The sequence below is a fragment of the Paenibacillus sp. GCM10027630 genome (assembly GCF_042676305.1).
GTDB lineage: Bacteria > Bacillota > Bacilli > Paenibacillales > NBRC-103111 > Paenibacillus_S.
The window spans coordinates 221,552-243,759 of the sequence record NZ_JBHTGY010000010.1; the positions used below are offsets into that span (position 1 = coordinate 221,552).

19 protein-coding genes and 2 riboswitches are annotated in these 22,208 nt (G+C 46.7%); of the genes, 14 read left to right on the top strand and 5 right to left on the bottom strand.

The annotated features are described in order from the left end of the window. Positions 1 to 424: 424 nt before the first annotated feature. From ACFQ0C_RS05855 to ACFQ0C_RS05885, 7 genes are all read left to right on the top strand, one after another. Positions 425 to 1,213, top strand: a complete 789-nt coding sequence (locus tag ACFQ0C_RS05855) for an HAD-IIA family hydrolase (protein WP_379364990.1) — start codon at positions 425 to 427, stop codon at positions 1,211 to 1,213. 120 nt (positions 1,214 to 1,333) lie between these two features. Continuing rightward, entirely contained in the window at positions 1,334 to 2,662 is a 1,329-nt protein-coding gene (locus tag ACFQ0C_RS05860) for an ABC transporter substrate-binding protein (RefSeq protein WP_379364843.1), read from the top strand. Positions 2,663 to 2,824: 162 nt separating this feature from the next. Beyond that, positions 2,825 to 3,715, top strand: coding sequence for a carbohydrate ABC transporter permease (locus ACFQ0C_RS05865; protein ID WP_379364845.1), 891 nt, complete (start codon positions 2,825 to 2,827; stop codon positions 3,713 to 3,715). Between the two features lie 14 nt (positions 3,716 to 3,729). Then, entirely contained in the window at positions 3,730 to 4,542 is an 813-nt protein-coding gene (locus ACFQ0C_RS05870) for a carbohydrate ABC transporter permease (protein WP_258212951.1), read from the top strand. A 74-nt stretch (positions 4,543 to 4,616) separates the two neighbouring features. Then, positions 4,617 to 4,723: riboswitch (TPP riboswitch) on the top strand. 137 nt (positions 4,724 to 4,860) lie between these two features. Continuing rightward, complete coding sequence (locus ACFQ0C_RS05875) at positions 4,861 to 6,135, top strand: acetylornithine deacetylase (RefSeq protein WP_379364848.1); 1,275 nt, start codon at positions 4,861 to 4,863, stop codon at positions 6,133 to 6,135. 57 nt (positions 6,136 to 6,192) lie between these two features. Next, entirely contained in the window at positions 6,193 to 6,870 is a 678-nt protein-coding gene (gene tenA / locus ACFQ0C_RS05880) for a thiaminase II (RefSeq protein ID WP_379364850.1), read from the top strand. A 13-nt stretch (positions 6,871 to 6,883) separates the two neighbouring features. Beyond that, positions 6,884 to 7,393 carry a phosphoesterase gene (locus ACFQ0C_RS05885; RefSeq protein WP_379364852.1) on the top strand — a complete coding sequence of 170 codons (510 nt, stop codon included), beginning with the start codon at positions 6,884 to 6,886 and terminating at the stop codon, positions 7,391 to 7,393. On the opposite strand, the gene ACFQ0C_RS05890 is transcribed toward ACFQ0C_RS05885, so the two are convergent. Next, positions 7,359 to 7,694: a hypothetical protein gene (locus ACFQ0C_RS05890; RefSeq protein WP_379364854.1), complete on the bottom strand. Its 336-nt coding sequence runs from the start codon at positions 7,692 to 7,694 to the stop codon at positions 7,359 to 7,361. The two genes, ACFQ0C_RS05885 and ACFQ0C_RS05890, sit on opposite strands and share 35 nt — an antisense overlap. A 355-nt stretch (positions 7,695 to 8,049) precedes the next feature. Here ACFQ0C_RS05890 and ACFQ0C_RS05895 point away from each other — a divergent pair, with 355 nt between their 5' ends. The 5 genes from ACFQ0C_RS05895 (at position 8,050) to ACFQ0C_RS05915 (ending at position 16,744) form a co-directional block, all read left to right on the top strand. After that, positions 8,050 to 10,905: a fibronectin type III domain-containing protein gene (locus tag ACFQ0C_RS05895; RefSeq protein ID WP_379364857.1), complete on the top strand. Its 2,856-nt coding sequence runs from the start codon at positions 8,050 to 8,052 to the stop codon at positions 10,903 to 10,905. A gap of 64 nt (positions 10,906 to 10,969) precedes the next feature. Then, positions 10,970 to 11,884 (top strand): TRM11 family SAM-dependent methyltransferase, encoded by a 915-nt coding sequence (locus ACFQ0C_RS05900; RefSeq protein WP_379364859.1) that lies wholly within the window; start codon positions 10,970 to 10,972, stop codon positions 11,882 to 11,884. Positions 11,885 to 12,144: 260 nt separating this feature from the next. Then, positions 12,145 to 12,921, top strand: coding sequence for a hypothetical protein (locus tag ACFQ0C_RS05905; RefSeq protein ID WP_379364861.1), 777 nt, complete (start codon positions 12,145 to 12,147; stop codon positions 12,919 to 12,921). Positions 12,922 to 14,238: 1,317 nt separating this feature from the next. Then, positions 14,239 to 16,167, top strand: coding sequence for a dihydroorotate dehydrogenase (locus ACFQ0C_RS05910; protein WP_379364863.1), 1,929 nt, complete (start codon positions 14,239 to 14,241; stop codon positions 16,165 to 16,167). A gap of 262 nt (positions 16,168 to 16,429) precedes the next feature. After that, positions 16,430 to 16,744 (top strand): DUF2325 domain-containing protein, encoded by a 315-nt coding sequence (locus ACFQ0C_RS05915; RefSeq protein WP_258212960.1) that lies wholly within the window; start codon positions 16,430 to 16,432, stop codon positions 16,742 to 16,744. Between the two features lie 320 nt (positions 16,745 to 17,064). Here ACFQ0C_RS05915 and ACFQ0C_RS05920 read toward each other — a convergent pair whose 3' ends face one another. Further along, entirely contained in the window at positions 17,065 to 17,934 is an 870-nt protein-coding gene (locus tag ACFQ0C_RS05920) for a helix-turn-helix domain-containing protein (RefSeq protein WP_379364865.1), read from the bottom strand. Positions 17,935 to 18,151: 217 nt separating this feature from the next. Here ACFQ0C_RS05920 and ACFQ0C_RS05925 point away from each other — a divergent pair, with 217 nt between their 5' ends. Continuing rightward, positions 18,152 to 18,493, top strand: a complete 342-nt coding sequence (locus tag ACFQ0C_RS05925; RefSeq protein WP_379364867.1) for a hypothetical protein — start codon at positions 18,152 to 18,154, stop codon at positions 18,491 to 18,493. 60 nt (positions 18,494 to 18,553) lie between these two features. On the opposite strand, the gene ACFQ0C_RS05930 is transcribed toward ACFQ0C_RS05925, so the two are convergent. From ACFQ0C_RS05930 to ACFQ0C_RS05940, 3 genes are all read right to left on the bottom strand, one after another. Further along, positions 18,554 to 20,134, bottom strand: coding sequence for a glycoside hydrolase family 26 protein (locus ACFQ0C_RS05930; protein ID WP_379364869.1), 1,581 nt, complete (start codon positions 20,132 to 20,134; stop codon positions 18,554 to 18,556). 84 nt (positions 20,135 to 20,218) lie between these two features. Next, positions 20,219 to 20,416, bottom strand: coding sequence for a hypothetical protein (locus ACFQ0C_RS05935; RefSeq protein ID WP_379364871.1), 198 nt, complete (start codon positions 20,414 to 20,416; stop codon positions 20,219 to 20,221). Between the two features lie 240 nt (positions 20,417 to 20,656). After that, positions 20,657 to 21,025 (bottom strand): helix-turn-helix domain-containing protein, encoded by a 369-nt coding sequence (locus tag ACFQ0C_RS05940; protein WP_258212965.1) that lies wholly within the window; start codon positions 21,023 to 21,025, stop codon positions 20,657 to 20,659. Between the two features lie 442 nt (positions 21,026 to 21,467). Between ACFQ0C_RS05940 and ACFQ0C_RS05945 the strand changes: the two genes are divergently transcribed. Further along, positions 21,468 to 21,647 carry a hypothetical protein gene (locus ACFQ0C_RS05945; protein WP_379364874.1) on the top strand — a complete coding sequence of 60 codons (180 nt, stop codon included), beginning with the start codon at positions 21,468 to 21,470 and terminating at the stop codon, positions 21,645 to 21,647. 115 nt (positions 21,648 to 21,762) lie between these two features. Further along, a riboswitch (cobalamin riboswitch) is annotated at positions 21,763 to 21,991 on the top strand. Positions 21,992 to 22,208: the final 217 nt, after the last annotated feature.

Sequence of the window (22,208 nt, forward strand, 5' to 3'; positions counted from 1 at the left end):
GCTCTAATAAAAAATTGCCTGGCTCTCTGTATGTACATTGAGAGCCAGGCAGTTTTTTTAGGTGGGATCATTATGAACTTTAACGAATCCAATTAATGAAACTTAACAGGTTACCTCTGGAACATTTACAAAATATTCACGCGTAGTTGATCGTAAGATAACATTCGGTTGTTATAGTAATGGAGTAAGTAACAATTGGATAACAAGGGTACGAGATGAGGAGAAAACCCTTTTATGCAGCAGACGGACAGCCTGTTTAGGCGAGTGCATCCGTTTGATGGATAGAGGGTTTTTTGTGCTGTTATTCAGTTGGTACAAGTTTTGCAGCTAGATGTTTTGTAGCATAGAGTCGAACGATACGGTCCGTTAAGGACAGGTAAGCCGAATATTCTTGTTTACAGGAGGGGCACAGACATTGCCGGATGTGATCGATTTTGAGGGCTATTTTTTTGACTTGGACGGAACGGTTCTGCTGGAAGAGCAACTGCTTCCGGGTGTTCTGGAAACTCTTGAGGTATTGCGTCAAGCAGACAAGAAGATCCTGTTCCTCACCAATACAACAACACGAACGAGAAGAGAATGCCAGACTCGTCTGCAGAAGCTTGGCCTGGAGGTGCATCTGGAGGAGATCATTACGGCGGCATTCACCTCGGCGCTTTACTTGCGAGAAAGCCACCAAGAGCCTGTTGTGTTCGTGGTCGGAGAGCTGGCGCTAGTCCACGAACTCGAGGAGCAAGAGCTTCAGCATACGACGGATCCGCTGGCAGCTACCCATGTGCTTGTTGGCATGGACATGAGCTTCCACTACGACAAGCTGCATCAAGCGATGAAGGCCGTGCGCAATGGAGCGGCTCTGATAGCAGCTAATCCTGACCCGAATTGCCCCGTCGTCGGCGATCTCATCCCTGACACCTGGTCGATGGTTAAAGCGATTGAAACAGCGAGCTGTGTTACTGCGACAGCGGTTATCGGCAAGCCATCGAAGTACTACGGTACGAAGGTGCTGGAGAGAAGCGGGCTTCCTGGCGAGCGTTGTTTGATGGTAGGCGACAGGCTGGAGACCGACATTTTGTTCGGTGCCAACAACGGTCTTCGTACAGCTTTAGTGCTTACAGGAGTCACCTCTGAGCACGATGTGAAGCTATCTCCCATTAAACCGGATTATGTATGGGCTTCGTTGAATGATTTCGTGCTGATGTACCAAGCAAACTGACGATTTATTTATACTTGCTTCACACTGCTGTAATCGCCGCTTTACATTCATCTGTTAGAGTGGAATTGCAAGCAGTGGAGCAAGACTGCATACCAAACTACTTTTAAAGGAGAGAATTCCATGCGTTCCCTTACATCCAAAATGATTAGTATCGCATTATGCTGCACCACACTTGCGGCTTGCGGCAAAACGGCTTCCGTCCCTAACACGGCTGCACCGGCAGCAGCTCCTGCAGAAACCAAGGCAGAAGAGAAAATCGAGCTGACCTTCTATTACCCAATTGCAGTTGGAGGCCCTTTGACATCTACTATTGAGCTTATGGCCAAAGATTTTACGGCGCAGAACCCCAATATTACCGTTAAGCCTGTTTACACAGGCAGCTACGCAGATACCGCTGTGAAGACGCAAGCTGGAGTACAAAGCAAGCAGCCCCCTGATGTGGCTGTACTGCAATCGACAGAGCTGTTCAGCTTACTGGATATGAATGCCATTATTCCTTTAAATGATTTTATCGCTAAAGAGGGCGGAGATAAGTACCTTTCTGATTTTTACCCGGCGTTTATGTCCAACTCTCAAACCGGGGGCAATACATACAGCATTCCTTTCCAACGAAGCACTATCGTTCTTTATTATAACAAAGCACTGTTCAAGGAAGCGGGATTGGACCCGGAAAAAGCGCCGCAAACCTGGGCAGAAATGAAGGATTACGCCAAGAAACTGACCAAGAACGGCACTTGGGGTCTGGAGATCCCTGTAACGGGCTACGGATACTGGATGCTGCAAACCTTTGCTCTGCAAAACGGTAAAAACCTGATGACTGAGGATGGCAAAAAGGTCATGTTCAACACACCTGAAAATGTAGAGGGCATGCAATATTGGAGCGACTTGTCCAAGAAGGACAAATCGATGCCTGAGGGAGTTACGGATTGGGGAACCGTGCCGTCCGACTTCCTGGAAGGTAAAACAGCGATGATGTACCATACGACCGGAAACCTGTCTAATGTTAAGAAGAATGCCAAATTCGACTTTGGCGTAGGCTTCCTTCCCAAAAATAAAAACTTTGGCAGCCCGACAGGTGGAGGCAACTTCTATATCTTTAAGGATATTGACAAGAAGAAGCAGGAAGCGGCTTGGAAGTTTGTGAAGTTCATGACTGAAACGGAACGCGCAGCGCAATGGAGTATCGATACAGGCTATGTAGCTGTGAAGAAATCGGCTTATGAAACCGACCGCATGAAGAAATATGCCGCTGATTTTCCGGCAGCTCTTGTGGCCCGCGATCAGCTTCAATACGCATCGGCTGAGCTATCCACCCATAATAACGGTAAAGTTATGAAAACATTGAATGACCAGGTACAGGCTGTACTGACAGGCACATTGACTCCTGCCGAGGCTTTGCAAAAAGCACAGGAAGAAGCGGATAAAGCTTTGGCTCCATTTAATAAATAATTATTTTTGATGAATTGGGGGAGCACGGCGGATAGGTGTGGCTGAAGCTTGATTAAATGCCATTTGTAACACCAGCCCGGGATGTGCTCCTCTTTTTTTCTTAACGGGATCGATACTTTTGATAGTGGGATTAAGACATTCATGTAAGAAGGAGGCTCCCCCTTGGGCGTCACAAAATTAAATCTTTGGAAAACGAACGTTTTTGCATGGCTGCTGCTGCTGCCTTCGTTAATTTTTTTATTCCTGTTCACCTTTTACCCGATTGCCAAGACGATCCGCTTAAGTCTCTACCAAGCTGATTTGGCCACTCAGGTGCCGCTGTTCATAGGCTTGGACAATTACTCCAACCTGATGGATGACGCGATCTTTTGGAAGGTCATGTACAACAATTTCTGGTTTGCGCTCGGAACGGTGCCAACCTCGATAGCGCTTGCCATACTGATGGCGATTTTCGCCAACAAAGCGCTTAGGGGGACTGGTATGGTACGTACTGCCTTTTTCTACCCTACTATGATACCTATGATTGCTGTTGCAAATATTTGGCTGTTTATTTATACACCCCAGTATGGATTGCTGAGCAGAGTGATGAAAAGCTTCAGTGCAGGCGATATCAACTGGCTCGGATCACCTCAGATGGTTATGTGGGCTATGGTCTTTATGGTGATATGGAAGGAAGCCGGCTATTTCATGATATTTTACTTGGCAGGGCTGCAAAATATTTCTCCTGATTTATACGAATCGGCACATGTGGACGGCGTAGGCCGCTGGACGGTTTTTCGCAAAATTACGTTTCCGCTGCTGATGCCTACTACCTTGTTTGTAACTATTGTGGCATTGACCAACTCGTTCAAGCTGGTAGATCATTTGATGATCATGACCAAAGGCGGGCCGAACAATGCGAGTAATCTGCTGCTTTATTATATTTATGAAACGGCCTTCAGCTTCTGGGATCAGGGCGTAGCCTCTACCTTGACTGTGGTGATGATAGCGGTTCTGCTGCTGTTCGCCGCTTTGAATTTCTTCGGTTTGGATAAAAAAATTCATTATCATTAAGAAAGGCGATTCTTATGCTGCTATCGAAATTGAACATTAGCCGCTGGCTCCTATATATATTCGCTGCATTATGGCTTGTGCCGCTGCTTTGGATGACGGTGACGGCATTCCGTCCCAAGCAGATCGCGCTTTCGCCATCGTTCTCGCTGGAGTTCACACTCCAAAATTTTGCTACCGTGTGGTCTGCTGCGCCATTCGCCCAATACTACATCAATACCATCATTATCGTAGTCTGTATCTTTGGTATGCAAATGCTTACTGCTACAATGGCTGCTTTTGCTTTTGCCCGGGTTAAATTTTATGCCAAAAGCTTGGTGTTTCTGCTGTTTCTCGTGCAAATTATGGTGCCGGCGGATGTGCTCATTTTTCCGAATTACACGGTGCTGAAGGAATTGTCGCTGCTCGACACGAAGCTTGGCATTATGATACCTTATTTCGCTTCGGCTTTTGGCATTTTCCTGCTGCGTCAAATGTTCATGACAATCCCGCCGGAGCTGGACGAAGCCGCCATGATAGAGGGCTACTCCAAGTGGCAAATTCTTTGGAAAATTTATTTTCCATTGTCCCGCCCCTCCTATATTGCGTTTGGACTCATCTCGGTCAGTACTCATTGGAACAACTTTTTGTGGCCTCTTATCGTTACGAACTCTGTTGAAAACAGGCCTTTGACCGTGGGACTCGCGATATTCGCTCAGTCCTATGAGATTGGCGCCCAGTGGACGGAGGTCAGTGCAGCTACACTGCTGGTTATTGCCCCGCTAATGGTCGGATTTCTGTTGTTCCAGCGCCAGTTTATGAACAGCTTCATTCATTCGGGAATTAAGTAAATGTTAGAGAAGGCTGGAGTTTGAGTTAGCAAGCCATCATATGGTACTATTTGAATAACCGCAATTGAATATTTACTGAACACTAGGGGTGCTGTTTAAGCTGAGAGAGACGACCTAAAGTCTTAACCCTTCAACACCTGATCCGGATAATGCCGGCGAAGGGAAGTGGCTTAACTTGTATGGGGAATGTCTGTGCAGTTAGCCGCTTTCATTCGGAAGCGGTTTATTTGCCGTTGTGCGTGTACTAACGTAAGCATTCAACGAACGCTCAGAGTAATCGCTTTTGTATAGCAAAGCATTGAGAGAGGGGAACATGGTATGAATGAGAAGCTGGACCTGTTGATCCGTCAAGTGGATGCTTGTCAAGATGAGCTGATCGGTCTGCTAGAGCGCCTGATTCAATTCCGTACACCGGCGCCGCCTGCACGAAATACGGAGGAAGCCCAGCAGTTTATCGCCTCTTTTTTACAAGAGAAGGGCTTTGCTATAGATAAATGGGATGTGTATCCGGGAGATCCTAATGTCGTTGGCGTCTTAAAGGGGCAGGCAGGGGATGCTTATAAAAGTCTTATTATTAACGGCCATGTGGATGTAGCGGAGGTTAATGAGGATGAGCCTTGGGAAAAGGAGCCGTTCACGCCGATAGTAAGAGACGGGGTTATCATCGGGCGCGGCGCTTCGGATATGAAAGGTGGTCTGGCTGGTGCGTTGTTTGCTATTCAACTGCTGCATGAAGCCGGTATCGAGCTGCCGGGAGACCTCACATTTCAATCCGTAATTGGTGAGGAAGTAGGAGAAGCAGGAACGCTGGAATGCTGCAAACGCGGCTATAGCGCGGATTTTGCAGTTGTGGTCGATACGAGTGACTTGCATATTCAAGGTCAGGGCGGCGTTATAACCGGTTGGATTACTGTCAAAAGCAAGCAGACCTTCCATGATGCCACCAGAAAAAGCATGATTCATCCGGGAGGCAAGCTGTTTGGCGCAAGTGCGATTGAGAAAATGATGAAAATCATTCAGGGGCTTCAGGAATTGGAAAGGCACTGGGCGGTCATGAAAAGCTACCCGGGGTATGCCCCAGGAACCAATACGATCAATCCTGCTGTCATTGAGGGAGGAAGGCATGCTGCTTTTATTGCCGATGAATGCCGGCTGTGGATTACCGTCCATTTTTACCCGAATGAAACCTATGAGCAGGTCGCGAAGGAAATTGAAGCGCATCTTCTACAGGTGGCCCAAGGTGATATATGGCTAAGAGAAAATCCGCCGCAGTTTGAATGGGGAGGCTCTTCGATGATTGAGGACCGTGGTGAAATCTTCCCTTCGCTGGAAGTAGACTCGAATCATCCCGCTGTGCTTGTATTAATGAGCTCACATGAAAGCATAATTCGTGAACAAGCGATTGTCGATGTATCGCCCACTGTAACGGATGGAGGCTGGTTCGGAGATGCAGGCATCCCAGCGGCCATATATGGGCCTGGAGATTTACGAAATGCGCATTCAGTCAATGAGCAGGTTTCCATTGAGCAGCTGGTGAATTACACCAAGGTCATTCTGAAGTTTATTTATGAGTGGGGTCATACGAGCAAATAATCAGCTGCACAGCTACGTTTAACAGTGAAAAATGAAAATGAATTTGGAGGAAGCAGCATGAAATTTACCGAGCATTTATTGGAGAAGTTCCACCTGGAATGGCGTCAAACCTACGAGCATCCTTTTGTACAGGAGCTGGGTAAAGGGACTTTGGATAAGGAAAAATTCCGTTTTTACATGATCCAGGACTATTTGTATTTAATTGATTATGCTAAGCTGTTTGCATTAGGGGCGATAAAAGCGGATGACCTCGAAACGATGGGGAAATTTGCTGCACTTTTGGACTCCACGCTGAATGAAGAAATGTCCCTTCACCGCGCCTATGCCGCTAAATTCGATATTTCGAAGGAAGAGCTGGAGCAGGCTAAACCTTCTCCTATTACATTGGCTTATTCCCACTATATGCTTCATGTTGCACAGAATGGTTCGCTCGCCGACCTGACTGCAGCGTTGCTTCCATGCATGTGGAGCTATTGGGAGATCGGCAAAGAGCTGAATCAAATACCAGGCTCCTCCGAGCATGAATTTTATGGAGAATGGATCAGCATGTACAGCTCGGACGAATTCGGTTCCTTGGCCCGTTGGTGCATAGGTCTGATGGATCGATTAGCAGAAGGAAAATCCGAAGCTGAGCTAGCCAAGCTGGAGGAAATTTTCCAGAATACGACTCGTTATGAATATATGTTTTGGGATATGTCCTATAATCGTCAAATGTGGCCAACCCACGTAAAGTAAAGGAGCGCTGCCTATGTCGAACGTATTTTTGATTTCAGATCATCATTTTGGTCATGCTTCTATTATTGATTTTGAATCGAGACCATTCTCCAGCGCAGAAGAGATGACCGAAACGATGATTGAGAAATGGAATGCCGTCGTGCGCCAAGAGGATAAAGTATATCATCTGGGTGATTTCTCCTTTTTGAACAAGGAAAAGACCGCCGGCATTGTGACGAGGCTTAACGGCTATAAAAGCTTAATTATGGGCAATCATGACAGGGGTAGAACGAGACGTTGGTGGCTTGAGGCAGGGTTTGATGAAGTGAGCGAGCATGCAATTGTATATGGAGGCTTCTTCTTCCTGTCTCACGAGCCTATGTATATGAACAAGCATATGCCTTATGTTAATATCCATGGTCACATTCACGGGCAGAAATATGAAGGCAGTCAATACATCAACGTTTGTGTGGAGCATTGGGATTATACGCCTATTTCCTTTGAAGCCATCAAAGCGATGGTCGTTCCGAATGAGGAGCAGTAGTTGTAAGCCCGAACCGTTCCAGGTGGGTCCAAAGCTGTTCCTTTTGTAAAATTTCTATTTGCTTTAAGCCCATAAGATCAAAGTGGGGGAACGGAGGACGCTGATGGATATATGCAGGATTGAGTCCATTAGCGGCACACCACTCCGATAAAATATGCAGATTAGAGCATCCCACTTTGGTTACGGTTTTCATGTCTGGAAAACGTGGATCGATCCAATAATGGGTAATAAAAGCAAGCTCTCCCCGTGTCACGGCATCTTTCCACTGCTGCAGCTCTTTTCTAGAAATTCCGAATGCCACTTTTGGCGAACCCCCTTTAATGAGCGAAAGTGTTAGGACTGTAGGATTGATTATAGCATGTGCAGGATCAAACCTTGAAATTATGGACTATGATGTCCCATCTGTAGTACCTCGTCTTACTGCAAGTCGAAGGTAAACCAAGAGCACCGTTACTCCCCCTCCACCATTCGGGAAATTCCAACAAATACACCACTTTTCCGGAACTGCTGTTTTCCAGATTAGGTATAAAGCCACCTTGACGTGATACATTTCGTATCTTATATTGAGGTCGAAGTATACGATTTGTACCAAAATTTAACAGAGAAAGGATTCGATCATCTTTTTATTTTATTTGTATGAGAGGAATGAAAATCAAATGGATGCCAAGTATGTCCAAATTCGAAATTGGAAAAAAACAGGCTTATTCCGAAATTCAAGCATCGTGATTTTAATCATCATGTTTCTGCAATACAGCGTTCCGTGGGCATCCGATCAAGTGCATGCGTCCAACTACTGGGAAGGCCTTGGTACAGGTGTCGAAGGAAGAGTTGACGATATAGCGGTTTCCGGCAGCAGCATCTATATTGGTGGACATTTCGTTCCCAATGGGGACATGCAGACGAAGTTTATCGCCAAGTGGGATGGCACTGCCTGGAGCAGTCTGGGCGGCGGTGTAGATGGAGCGGTTCATGCCGTTGCCGTATCCGGAAGCGACGTATACGCCGGAGGATTGTTCGTGAATGCGGGAGGAAGCCCGGCAAGCCATATTGCCAAATGGAATGGATCAACCTGGCAAAGCCTTAGCAGTGGCCTGTACCTCAATCCGGGCAGCAGTACCGCTGGAACCGTTGAAGCTATCGCGGTATCCGGAACCGATGTATACGCAGGCGGAACCTTCACTGCAGCGGGAGGAAGTACGGCTAACTATATCGCCAAATGGAATGGATCAGCTTGGCAAAGCTTGGGCAGCGGCCTCAATGGCGAGGTTCGTGCGATCGCGGTATCCGGAAGTGATGTATACGTCGGTGGGTTCTTCACTACCGCAGGTGGAAGTCCGGCCAAGTACATTGCCAGATGGGATGGCTCAAGCTGGCATAACGTTGGCTCCGGATTCAATGATGGACCCAACGTTCGTGTGGAAACGATCAAGATATCCGGAACCGATATATACGTCGGCGGTAATTTTACTGGAGCAGGAGACGTGCCCTTAAGCCACATTGCCAAATGGGACGGATCGACCTGGAAAGGTCTGGGGACCGGTCTAAGTGACACGGTTTGGGACCTTGCAGTGTCTGGCAAGGATGTGTATGCCGGAGGAGTCTTTATGAATGCGGGGCCGCTTCGTGTGAAAAGTGTTGCCAAATGGAACGGATCAACCGCTGCATGGGAAAGTATAGGCGGCCTTGGTACGGATGTGGAGGCAGGATTCGCATACGCTGTGACCAAATCCGCGACAGGTATTTACGTGGGTGGACAATTCACTGTAGCAGGCGGCATCCCAGCCAATTATATGGCCAAATGGGTTACAGGCATCACAGATCCGGTCGTGACCAAGCCGGACCCGCCGACTGGAGTGACCGCGGCTGCAGGCAAAGGTTTGGCGACGGTAAGCTTTACACCTCCTGCTAATAATGGAGGAGGCGCCATTACAGGCTATACGGTCACATCCAGTCCGGGTGGCTTCGCGGCAAGCGGGACAGCTAGCCCGATTACGGTAACAGGGCTTACCTACGGGATGGCATATACGTTCACAGTGACGGCATCGAACGAAGCCGGAACCTCTGTGCCATCAGCACCTTCTGGTCCCGTAACTCCGGACTCAACGGCAACCGTGCCGGATCCGCCGACGGGGATAAGCGCAGCGGCAAGCAACCAATCGGCAACTGTTAGCTTTACACCTCCGGCTAATAATGGGGGAAGCACCATTACGAGTTATACCGTCACATCCAATCCAGGAGGCTTGACGGCTAGCGGAGCTAGAAGTCCGATTACAGTTACGGGGCTAACCTATGGAACTGCGTATACATTCACGGTGACAGCGACGAATGGAATAGGCACATCGATCCCGTCAACGCCTTCAGGCGCAGTGTCGCCAGGAGGTCCAGCGGCAATAGTGCCGGATTCGCCGACAGGGGTAAGCGCAGCTGCAGGTAACCAATCGGCGACAGTAAACTTTATACCGCCTCTCAATAACGGAAGCAGTGAAATAACCAACTATACCGTTACATCGAATCCGGATGGCTTGTCGGCAAGCGGCAACGTCAGTCCGATCACGATTAACGGGCTGAATAACGGAGTATCCTACACGTTCACGGTAACAGCAACCAATGGGGCAGGGACATCCGCACCATCCTCTGCTTCAGCATCCGTAACACCAAGGTTTCCGTCCAAGTCTTCATCCAAATCATCAGGCTCTCCTTTGGTTATTGCACCTGAGGCGCCAACAGAAGTAAGCGCAGCAACGGGTGACGGCTCAGCCGTCGTAAGCTTTACACCGCCGACTAGCAATGGAGGCAGTGCCATTACGGGCTATACCGTAACATCCAGTCCAGGCGGCTTGACAGCAAGCGGGACAGATAGCCCGATTGCGATTACAGGGCTGACTAACGGAACGGCCTACACGTTTACGGTGACAGCGACAAATGGAGCAGGTACTTCCATCTCGTCCGCAGCTTCTGCTTCCGTCACGCCAGTCCCTTCTGCCCCAGCTGTGCTGCAGCACAAAGCCTACATATCGGGATTTCCCGATGGCACGTTCAGACCGGATAAAAGCGTCTCACGCGCAGAGATAGCAACCCTATTGTCTCGAGTATTCGATAAGGAAGATCAAGCAGCAGCAAAAGTATATACGGATGTCGAGTCCGGGTATTGGGGAAAAGCAGCGATAGACAAGGTGACTAGAATGGGGTTGATGCAAGGCTACGAGAATGATGCTTTCGGACCGGATAGAAGCGTCTCTCATGCGGAAATAGCCATTATTGTAGATCGTTTAAACATCCGCAAGGATGAGGTGGAGAAAATGCTGGGCCGAAATTCGACTGAAGCTGTAACCCGTGCCGAAGCCGTCACCATACTGTGTCGTTTGCTTGGCAGGCTTCCTCTGTCAGGAGCAGCGCAGAAGTGGAGCGATGTTCCACAGCAGCATGGAAATTATGAATATATACAAGAAGCGTCCATCGACCATGCCTACGAGCTAAGCTCGGACGGCAAGGAGCATTGGCTTCCTTTTTAAACAGTCCTCAATAATGTTAAACTGTAGGGGACTATGTTTTTGAAAGTAAGAATGGAGCCATCGAGTGAATTTATACACCTTTATATGCCATGAGGATGAGAGAGAGCTGTGCAGCCTAGAGCTGCGCACCTTGTTTGGAGCCGAGCCCCGAGCCGGTTATATTCAATCGGACCGGTCCATTGATCCGAGCCGCAGTCCCTTCATCAAGCAGCGGCTTGCTGTGATGTACAGTGGCGGCAGCCTCGAAGAAATAGCGCATCAAGTAGAAGCGCTGGAGTTGGGGACTTCGACATTCAAGGTTACTTATGTCGAAGCTGAGGGCGCTGCTGCCTACGATGAGCAGCGGTCGATTGAGCGGCAGCTTGGCGCTCGTATTCGCGGCAAGGCCGATATGCGTAAGCCGCAGCGCCTGCTCGGCGTGGCTTACGCGGAAGGGCGCTGGCTGTTCGGCGACTGCCGCAGCAGCGAAGCCGTATGGCTGCGGCATAATGCGAAGCCGCAGCATTATTCTACCGCGCTAAGCACACGTGTGGCTCGCGCAGTGGCGAATATCGCCGTGCCGCAGCCGGCGGGCGTGAAGGCAATCGATCCCTGCTGCGGCATCGGGACCGTGTTGATTGAGGCTCTATCGATGGGCATCGATATAATCGGTCGAGACATTAACCCGCTGGCAGTGCGCGGAGCACGGGCGAATTTACTGCATTACGGCTTCGCGGATACAGTGGCCATCGGAGATATCCGAGCGTTGACTGGCAGCTATGATGCGGCAATTGTTGATCTGCCGTATAATCTTTGCTCTAAGCTTTCTCAGGAGGAGCAGCTGGAAATGCTCCAGAGCGCGCGCCGATTAGCGCGCAGAGTGGTGATCATCGCTACGGATACCATCGATTCGGCCATTATGCAAGCCGGATTCACACTAACTGATCGGTGTGTCGTTAAGAAAGGGAACTTCTCGCGTCATATCATCTTGTGCTCATAATCTTCTATTGCAAACAACCGCTCTCATGCAGCCACTGGTTGGCTCAAGTGTGCGGTTGTTTTGCATTTAAATTAATTAAGTCTATGACGCGAATAAATTCGCACAATAGGTTGGCTATCATTATCATCTGAATGGGGTCATAGTACCTTGTGAGGAAATTATTTACAAGGACAAGTATAGTGCGATATGGACAAGCATATACTGCTAACAACTGCATATGTTAACGGACTAATCTAATATTTGGACGGGAGGTTTTGTTAATGAAACAGTCTTTGCTGCGCTTATTGAACGCGCTTTCACTTCTCGGAGTGCTTGTGGTGAATTGGCTTGCGGATGCGTTGCCTATCAACGGATTAACTACTGGGCAAATATCGGCCATGTATCCCGTACAGATTACACCCGCGCCCTATGCCTTTTCCATTTGGGGGTTAATTTATGCTCTGCTCATCGGTTTTGTCATCGTTCAATGGCTGCCCAAGGTACGGGAACGCGCAGAGGTGAAAAGTATCGGACCGTGGTTTGCGGTTAGCTGTTTGTTTAATGTGAGTTGGATTCTGGTGTGGCATTATTTATATATCACTACTTCTGTATTTGTGATGCTGGGCCTGGTGCTCTCCTTAATAGCTGTCTATTTATGTACAAGACCGTTCGGATGGTCGTCGGAGCCGTTGGTTCTATGGTTGGTGCAAGTTCCATTCAGCATTTATTTGGGTTGGATTTCTGTTGCAGCCATAGTTAATGCTGCAGCTGCTCTTTATGCGGCGCAATGGGACGGGTTCGGCATGTCCGGTACGGTGTGGACGGTGTTCTTAATACTTTTGGCATCGATTCTTACTCTTGCTGTGGGCTGGCTCTACACGGATCCTGCTTATGTTCTAGTACCCGTATGGGCGTTTATTGCCATAGGAGTGGCGAATCAAGGAAACAGCGCGATTGTTGATATGGGTGGGATTGCAGCCATTCTTCTGTTTGTTTTTGCCCTCTGTCTATTAGCAGGTAGAAAGCTCCAATGGAACAGATCCGCTGTTGCGGGGTGAAGAGGTAGAGATTCGGGGAAGCCCTATTTAGTTTGATTGTTTACGTGCTCTTTTGACCTGAGATGCTTCAGCTTTAATAACACATTGTTGAAGGCCGTGTCCCTAGGGGCACGGTCTTTTTGAGTAATTTGCATGTTTTTGGGGTGAGCGAAGCTTACCCCTTAAATTTTCTATGTCTTTGGGTTCATCTAACATGAAATCCGCTGACTAACGGAACGTCGATCCTCTATGGGGTGAAAACCCATCCCATTTCATGAAGTAGCGGAACTACGATGTGTTATTCCGACTTTTAATAGACTGAAATGCCATATTTACAACAAATAAGAGATCCTAGTTCCCTTTAACTTGAATAATAAAGTGAAAACAATGAAATAGCGCACCTCACTTCCGTTTAGCGAGTGGTTGGCTGTACTAAAGGGGATGAAGGCACGCCAAAGCTTTAGCTTTGAAGGTACATATGGAATACTACGATGGGTAGGGCTGTGAATACCGGATGGAAGGACGAATAGGTAAGAAAAAAGGTGCAGGCCGCACCGCGTAGAACAAGAGAGGGAATCGGTATGGAGTGGAGAAACGTAAGTGTCCGCTCTATGGGGTTCGACTGATCACATACAACGCCACAACGCGCGCTCGGGAGCCGCGCACGTTGGAAAGATACGTGTTCCTACTGCTGCAAGCCTACCAATCCAATGAATACAATTTCAAGAGTGGTCGCGGATAGCCACACCCGTTTCCTCCCCAGCACACACCCAGCACACACACGTAGGAGTTTTAAACATAAAAGGACCGTCAATTTCCTGGCGATTTATCTTATAATATTTAGTCAGAAAGATTAAGTTTGAACCGGAGGTTCACCTTTCTAATATTGCAAGAAAAGCCACCGCTAAGACACGAATGTATCTCCTCGATAGTTTCGAGTAGAAAACTATGTTTGACCGAGCGTGGGAGATAGCGGTAGTGATGGCTAGCTGGAATTTCTTTTCTGTAGCTAATTCTCCGTTCATATCCCTATTAAGGAGCTTAACTGGAAAAGCTCCATCTTTATACAGCGTCATTGAGTGAAAATGCCGTGGGTGATGAAATTAGCATGAGGTTTGCCCGTTACTTGACCCGTTGGACCGATTTTGCACTATAATAGCTGGAGGTTTTCCAGCTACTCATGGGTCCATTGCTAGATGCCGTCGTGATTAATCCTTAGCTGGAAAAAAAGGATAACCACGCTGTCTGTGGAATACCATTAAATTAATATACTGCGACTAATCAAGTTTGTACTCGTTAACTTTTATAATAATATTTTATAGTTTTGAGGTGTTGAGCATGCCGGATTGGTCCTATCAAACATTATTTCGCCCTGTCTTGTTTCAACTGCCATCGAAGCTTGCACGTGATTTTACGTTGAATGCAATGGGTGCCTTAAGTCGGCTTCCAAGCGGAAGCTTTGTGATCCGGACGTTGGGACATATGGAAACCGAGCCTATCTTGGAAACAAAGCTGTCAGGGATAACGCTAAAATATCCTGTAGGGCTATCAGGAGGCTTAGATACTCGGGGAACTGCACATAGAGCTTTAGCGCAGTTCGGCTTCGGTTTTATCGAGATTGGGCCGATTACTATACAACAATCGGCTTCAGACCAACAAATCCTGCGTGTTGTGGAGAAGGAAGCGATCCTCTACCCTGATGATAGCGTTAATGAAGGGCTGGACTCCACTATACAAGCGATGCGAAAGAATCAGGGACATACACTTCCGCTAATGTTTCGCATTAGAAGCGCGCCTGAATTGCTGCTAGAGGAAGCCCTGGAGGAGCAGCGGCTGCTTATGGAGAAGCTTTCGCCATATGCTTCCGCATTTTATATTGAGCTTCACAGCAGCACGAATGGAGCGGCAGAACAGACCGCCACATATTTAGAAGCGGTTCTGAGGGTTGGAGATTCGCTTTCAGACCCGAAGCCGATGCTTCTGTATATCCCGCTCGATTACCCCAACGAAGAGCTGCACAAGTTGCTGAGCTTGCTCCGCATCGATAGATGGAGCGGGATCGTCATAGGGGACATGCGCAAAACGATAGAAGGGTATGTGACTGGAAAAGAGAGCAAACCGCTATGCATGGATAAGGTGGCTCTCATACGCCGATTATGGGGTCAACATCTGCCCGTTATTGCAACTGGAGGTGTTCATGAGCCGCAGGATGCGCTTGATCTAAGACAGGCGGGAGCTACCTATGTCCAGCTGCATAGCGGCTTGGTGTATGCAGGCCCGGGACTTCCGAAACGGATCAATGAAGCTGTGATCTATGAGCAGATCAAAAATACGCAGCCGCCTGAAAGTCCATCCTTCTGGTTTAACTGGGGTTGGATGTGCCTGCTGGGAATCGGCATGATAATCGGCGGCTTACTGGCCTGGATTATAGCGGCAACGAGTGTCGTCCTTCCTTACGATGTTTCTTTTCTTGGCATGGCTGTCTCCGCACTGGAAGAAGCCAATCCATTCGTGCTCCAATTTATGTCTCATGATCGGGTTACTTTAGCCGGAACGATGATATCCATTGGTGTCATGTACTTTCAGTTATCCCGACATGGTCTTCGCAAGGGGCTTCACTGGGCCAAAACAGCGCTTATGACCTCCTGTTTGTTCGGGTTCAGCAGTTTTTTTCTATATTTGGGCTATGGTTACTTTGATCCGCTTCACGCACTGGCCGCGGCTATTCTGCTGCCTATGTTCATACTGTCAATGCGAAGAAATGTGGAGCTGCCCTCCTATGATCGTCCGAATGTGTTGAATGACCGGCTCTGGAAGCAAGCACAATGGGGGCAGCTGATGTTTGTTGTTCTGGGCTTCTCACTGGCTATCGGAGGTATAGTTATTGCCCTCGTTGGGATAACGAAGGTATTTGTCCCGCAGGATCTGGCCTATTTATGCGCCTCACCTGAAATGCTGCAAGCGATTAATGAAAGGCTGCTTCCTCTGATTGCCCATGATAGGGCTGGCTTCGGCGGAGCGTTATTCGCCAGTGCTTTATCTATATTAACTGCGGCGCTATGGGGGGTGAACCAGGGCCGGCGCTGGTTGTGGTGGGCTTTTTTGATCGGCGGCATGCCTGGCTTTATTGCAGGCTTCAGTGTTCATTGGCATATTAACTATACAGATTTCATCCATCTTCTACCGGCTTATTTTGCATTTCTAGTCTATTTAATAGGTTTGGTTTTACTCTATCCTTATTTGATGTATAAGCCGACAGACCAATAATCATACTGAAAAAAGAGCATCCTTCTACAGTAGGGAGAGATTATGTCTAAATCTCGTCCAGGAGCAGGGTGCTTTTTGTATTATTTCGGACATAATAAAAAGCAGTTCTTGACAATGATAATGATAACCATTATCATTTAAAGTGTAAGTAACATTTGCAAGCAGTCATAACTAGCTTATGATACTGGTTCCGTTAAAGCGGAACATGGAGAAAGCTTACGATGCTGGTTTCGATATAGCGAAACCCTTAGGAGGAATGTACATGCCGGCGATTTTGGTAGTAGGGGCCGATCATTTAGGAAATATGCCAGAGCAATTAGCTAATATAGGTTTTGATGAGGTTATGCATATGTCAGGACGTAAATGCCAGATGGTTCGTAAAGGTATTCCCGACCGGATCAATGCCGTGCTGGTGCTGACCGACTATATCAATCACAATTTGACTAAAGTAATTAAACAACAAGCCAAGGAACAGGATGTTCCGATTTATTATGCCAAACGTTCCTGGTGTTCGGTTCAGAAAGCTTTATGCTCCTGCACAATGGAATGCGAATTAGCTAAAAATAACAAGCACTAAACGGCACGCTAATCATGTCCAAGCAGTAGTCCCATACCCTGAATAGGGCTGTACGGTCTGTCTGGACATGAGGTATAGGTATTACATAGAATAGAGCTTCCAACACAGGTGAATACTGGATGCTCGTTGAGGCGCTTTATGGTTGCGGTCGAGCCTCTTAGTCTTTTAATAAAGGCATACTCAATGCTTTAGTCATCCGAATCCAGTACTTCTTCCATCAAATTCCCCACGCAAGCTCACTTTAGATTTTTCCGCAGAGTTCCCTCAGGTAGCTCTAAATCCCTTATTGCCTAAAGCTGCCTCATTTACCACAAGAGCGCTTATTTCTGCATAAATGAATGAGTGCGGTATTGAAGAGGCGAAAATCCGGTAATCTTTTTAAATAATCTGCAAAAATACGAAAAATTAGGAATTCCTACACTAACTCCAACTTGCTCAATTGGGGTTGTTTCTGTGTTTAGCAGCCAGCATGCCTGACGGATCCGACGCGACATGAGATAATCGGTGATACTGCTGCCGGTTTCGGAGCTGAATAGATGAGAGACATGATGCTTGGATAAATGCAGTTCTTTGGCCAATATATCGAGATCAAAAGGAGCCGTATAATTCATTTCAATCCATTGCATGATTTTCTCGGAGTGACGTTCAGAGCGGATGGGAGCATTTTCTGTAAGTGCATTTTCATGCCATAATCTGCGGATTCGGTCTAATATTTGTATGGTCATCAGCGATGCAGCCTCGTAATACTCTGTGTCGGACTGGCTTAGGTGTTTGTCGAAGAAGTGGCTGAGAATTTGCAGAATAAATGCTTCGTCGGATTCATCTGCGGTAATCACTTGATTAGTAAGAGTGCCTTTCCATAAATGCTCGAAAAATCGATTTACAGCAGGGAACATTTTTATATATGCTACCAAGACAGTAGGCTCAAATTTAAGCACAGAGCGTTCATAAGGACAATCTTTGCTCACTTCAAAATGTACCCTATGCAGCTGGAACGGCTGAAGGCACAGAATGCTGCCTGCTTCGAGGGTATACATCTTTTGATTTAATACCGCATGGCCCCGGCCACGGTGAACGATCAGCAATTCGATGCCTTGATGGTAATGGTAGAATCCAATGTACTCCTCGCAGTAATTTCTATATTGAAGATAAAACGGGTTTTTATCCAGCTGAAATTGTGCCAACAGCAAAATAACCGCATCCTCTCCCAATGATATAAAAACATCGCAACACAGTACTATTTTGACACAATCAAATATAACTGTACACCATTGAAATTTGTTATTCTATGAGTAACGCCGCTCCAGGCAGAAACGGTAATCCATTCCATTAGCACCATGTTGTGAAAGGACAGTATGGGGGAGCAGCGTTCACAATGATGTGATTATCCAAAAGGAGACGGATCGTATGACGACTACGGTACAGGATTTAGTAACGGATGCTGAGTACACTCGTATTTTGGATGGAGTTAACGATTTATTGAAGGAAACCTATCATATTCCCGATAGCAAATCGGCCTGGGTTTTAAATCAAAGCCACGACAGGGTAGATGATTATTTATTCGACTATTCATCCTATGTAGCCTTAGTTAAGGAGACACGTAATTATATACGGGATACGTTTGAGAACCAGTTTGAACAGAAGGTTCAGAAGGAACAGGAGCAGACGAACCGGATGATTAATGATGCTGCAGCATGGCTTGCCTTCGAATGCGTCAAATGCTATTTTGAAAAGCGTTTATGGAAATAATAATTAAAAAAACCTCTCCTTCCGCTTTTTCCACGGGATGAGAGGTTTTTTTGTGCTTGTTTATTTGGGCAAGGGGATGCTCGCTTCCGCAAGCTTTTCCATGCTTCGGTTAAAAGCGGTGATAGCCAGCGGCTGGGATGGATCAAGCTTGGAAAAATCAAGCTCCATCTCCCAAGGCAGCTCGTACGTTATGCCCAGTTGCTTACCGTCCTGATAATAGGCGATAGCAAACGGATGCTTGCTCTGAGGCATTGATACATGGGTAAATACCGTATGCTTGCCCTGCAGCTTTGAAGCTTGGGACCATGGAATGTAGTTCACATTTTCATTGGTACGAGCACCCTCTTCAACGCGGCTCAAGAATAGGTCGTCTTGGATGGATCTCCTGTAGAGCAGGTCTGCAAAAGGGTTCTCTCCAAGATCGTAAACCGCATCCATCTTGCTGCGAATGGCACGTTCCTTGCCGAAGTTAAAATAAGTGATAGCTTTTACCCGAGGATACATCCGGGCTAAATAACCATAGAGGTCCCCAAGCTGTCCTTCGGCCCAACGTTCGTAGCTTTGGTTGGTCGTCAAATTATAATGCGAGACGGCTCCTTCCGAGATCATAATAGGTTTGCCGGGAAATTTGCCGCTGAGCGGTTGAAACGATTGAAGGAATCCGCTCTTGTCATTGACTGTATCCCCAGGGCCTCCAACTGCATAGAGTGAGTAGCCGATCCAATCAACGTACTCGTCACCAGGATAATAGTCATCGATATTGTCCATAGGCATGAAATTTGGCGACCAAACCATAACGACATTCGGCGCTTCTTCTTTCATAATGTTATGGATGAGGCGGAATTTCTCAATGTATTTCTTTGGATCACCGTGCCATGGTACCCAAGCTCCATTCATTTCCGAAGCGTAGCGAAGAAATACTGGAATACCGGATGCCTTGGCTTCTCGAGCGAAGGTTCTCACATATTCATCGTCTTGCACATCGTCCAGTCCATATCGAGGCTCCCAACCGATTTGTAAGGCGCCGCCCAATGCTTTTACCGTTTCAGCTGTTTTTACCGGGAAATAGGAGGTAGGATTGGTTTGAACTTTCCTCCATCCGACATAGGATAAGTAAATCGCGTGCTTGCGGCCATAGACGGATTCAATGTTGTTCATATTAAACGCAACGCGTTTATCTGCCCCAAGCATACCTAAGTAAACACCGGATTGAGGCTCGAATTTGGCAGGCGTAGGGGACGCTGCTGATGGGACGCTAACGTAAGGCTCTAGCGTAACCGCCTGCAGTTCAGCCACTGTTGGCTCGAAAGCAGTCGACACTGCAGAGGAGGAATCGCGAGCCAAGTATTGATTGCTTAGCTGATCAGCCGCAATGGCTTGCTCCAGCTCATTTACGCTTCTATGATAAGCGGCTTTGCGGCTGACCAAATCGGCCGCGGCACGCCATTCGTTTTTACTCACCGTATCCGCCAGTTGTTGATCCCACCAAGCTAACGTTTGAGTAGCTGCACTAACCGCAATGGGTTCGGCTTCCATCAGTGGACTAATCAATGGAACCGAATCTGTATTAAGATGGGACTGTACAATGTACACAATATAAGCAGCAAACAAAGAGGCAACTAGCAGCGAGATTTTCCTCATTCGTACATTCCTCCGGCGGGTGATAGTTTCCTCACCATTATACCGTATAACATAAGCAGCGAATGCAGAAATATGAGGAAATAATCAGGTTCTGTTTAAAGAACGTTCTGCACGAATAAAAGCTATGAACTTTCTGGCATCCTCGTGGCTTAGCTCGCGACCATCCAGTGTGAGAGTAAACTCCTCTAATAGGTGATCATCCGAAAATGCCAACCGTTTCACAAAGGTTTGGATATCTTTATTACTGAGAATGAAAATCCCCCTCTTTCCGATCCTTTTCATCGCTTGATATGACCCCCATTTGAGCAATATCTAATTGGTTCATTATGATACCTTGTGTATCAATAAAGTGGATAGTCTTAGTTTTTTTATGAAAAATGATACTTTTTGTATCAATATATTCTCGCATGAAATGACTTGAATTTCAATCATTTTTCTAAAAAGTTAGGCAACTGACAAATGAAAAAAAGGCTAATCCCCATTAGCAGGAACAGCCTCTTGTTTGGTTTTGTAAAAAGATAGTTAACCCATGGATCGTTCCGCACGAATAAATGCAATGAAACGTCGCGCTTCTTCTATAGTTAATGCTTTACCGTCAATAGTTAAATTGAATCTTTTCAAAATTTCCTGATCGGATAACTCCAGACTGTCAGTGAACGCACTGGTTTCGAGGTACACAGACGCTTTGGGATCCTTGGTTCGACTCAATAAATAATCAACAGATACGTTGAAGAAGTTGGCCAGCTTTTGCGTTGTTTCATGGTCGGGCTCTCTGCGGTTATTTTCATAATGGGAAAGCGAGGCACGGGTAATTTCTAATTTGCGCGCTAGTTCTTCCTGAGTCAGCTTTTTTTCATTACGAAGCTCGACGATTCGATTACCGAAGTTCACGTTGTACCTCCTAACCTATAAGGTAATCTTATCACTAATTATACATTACTTTTTGCATTCTAATCAATAAACATGGGGCGCAATGGGGGAATTATGTCGATATATTAACTATCCCTTTTGTGGAAGCTTGACGAAACTACAGAAGGGTCCGAATGTTTAAGAGATAAGGGTGCTTGATTTGGAAAAAAATACTCTATATAGAGCTGTTGAGCAAACTGCAAGAAGTGGCTGTACATAAGGAAATAGGATGATTTACGCTAATTTTTTCCTAATGGGACGGACAATTATGTAATTGTGATCGGTTAAAGTTTCGACAAAAATAATAGCAATTAAGTTTAAACCAATCCCATCAAGTGACACTTTTTTTTATGTGCGTTCGTTATAATAGTGTCTAAAAGATTCTTATCATTAAGTAATTCAAAGATGGAGAGTGGAGAAGCCAATGGAACGAACAAAGACGAGTCTAGATATCCGCTTAATTCTGAAGCAGCTTAATATTCCAATTGAAAAATATGAGCAGTGGAACCGCATGGATCATACGAGCAAGACGGAGCCTCTCTCACTACAATACCCTGATGTCTGGAATTCAACAGAGCCTTCGCTTCGCCGGCAAAAAGCCTGAGCTGCCAGCAGCCGCATCATGCCAAATAAAATACATAATGCGAGTTGTCCTCCCATAGCTTCATAGTGTTATAGACAAAGCTTTGTCTTGAATGATATGATTGCACTGGACAACTCAATATTTTATTAAAAGAGGTGCTGTATGTAGACAGTTTTTCTTCTACAGCTTAATAGGGAAGCCGGTGAGAATCCGGCACGGACCCGCCACTGTAAGAACACCGATTCGAATGATTCGGTACATGTTCCGATAATGTTGCCACTGGAGCCCATAGGGCCAATAATCCGGGAAGGTAGTCGGAGGATGCTGTTCTAAGTCAGGAGACCTGCCTGCTTTGAAAACACTGTTGACCTACGAGGATTTGGGGAGGTGTTAGAAATCCGCTTACCTTTTGTAAATAAGGCACTGTTATCGTCCGGTGTTTTTTATGGTCTGCGATGCCCAAGCATTTCTAACACATATGTTGGAAATGCTTTTTTTGTCGTTTCTGAAAACGTTACAAGCTGATGTCCGTAGGTGCCGAGGGCTTATCTAAAATTAAGAAATTTGCAAGAACCTGAAGAA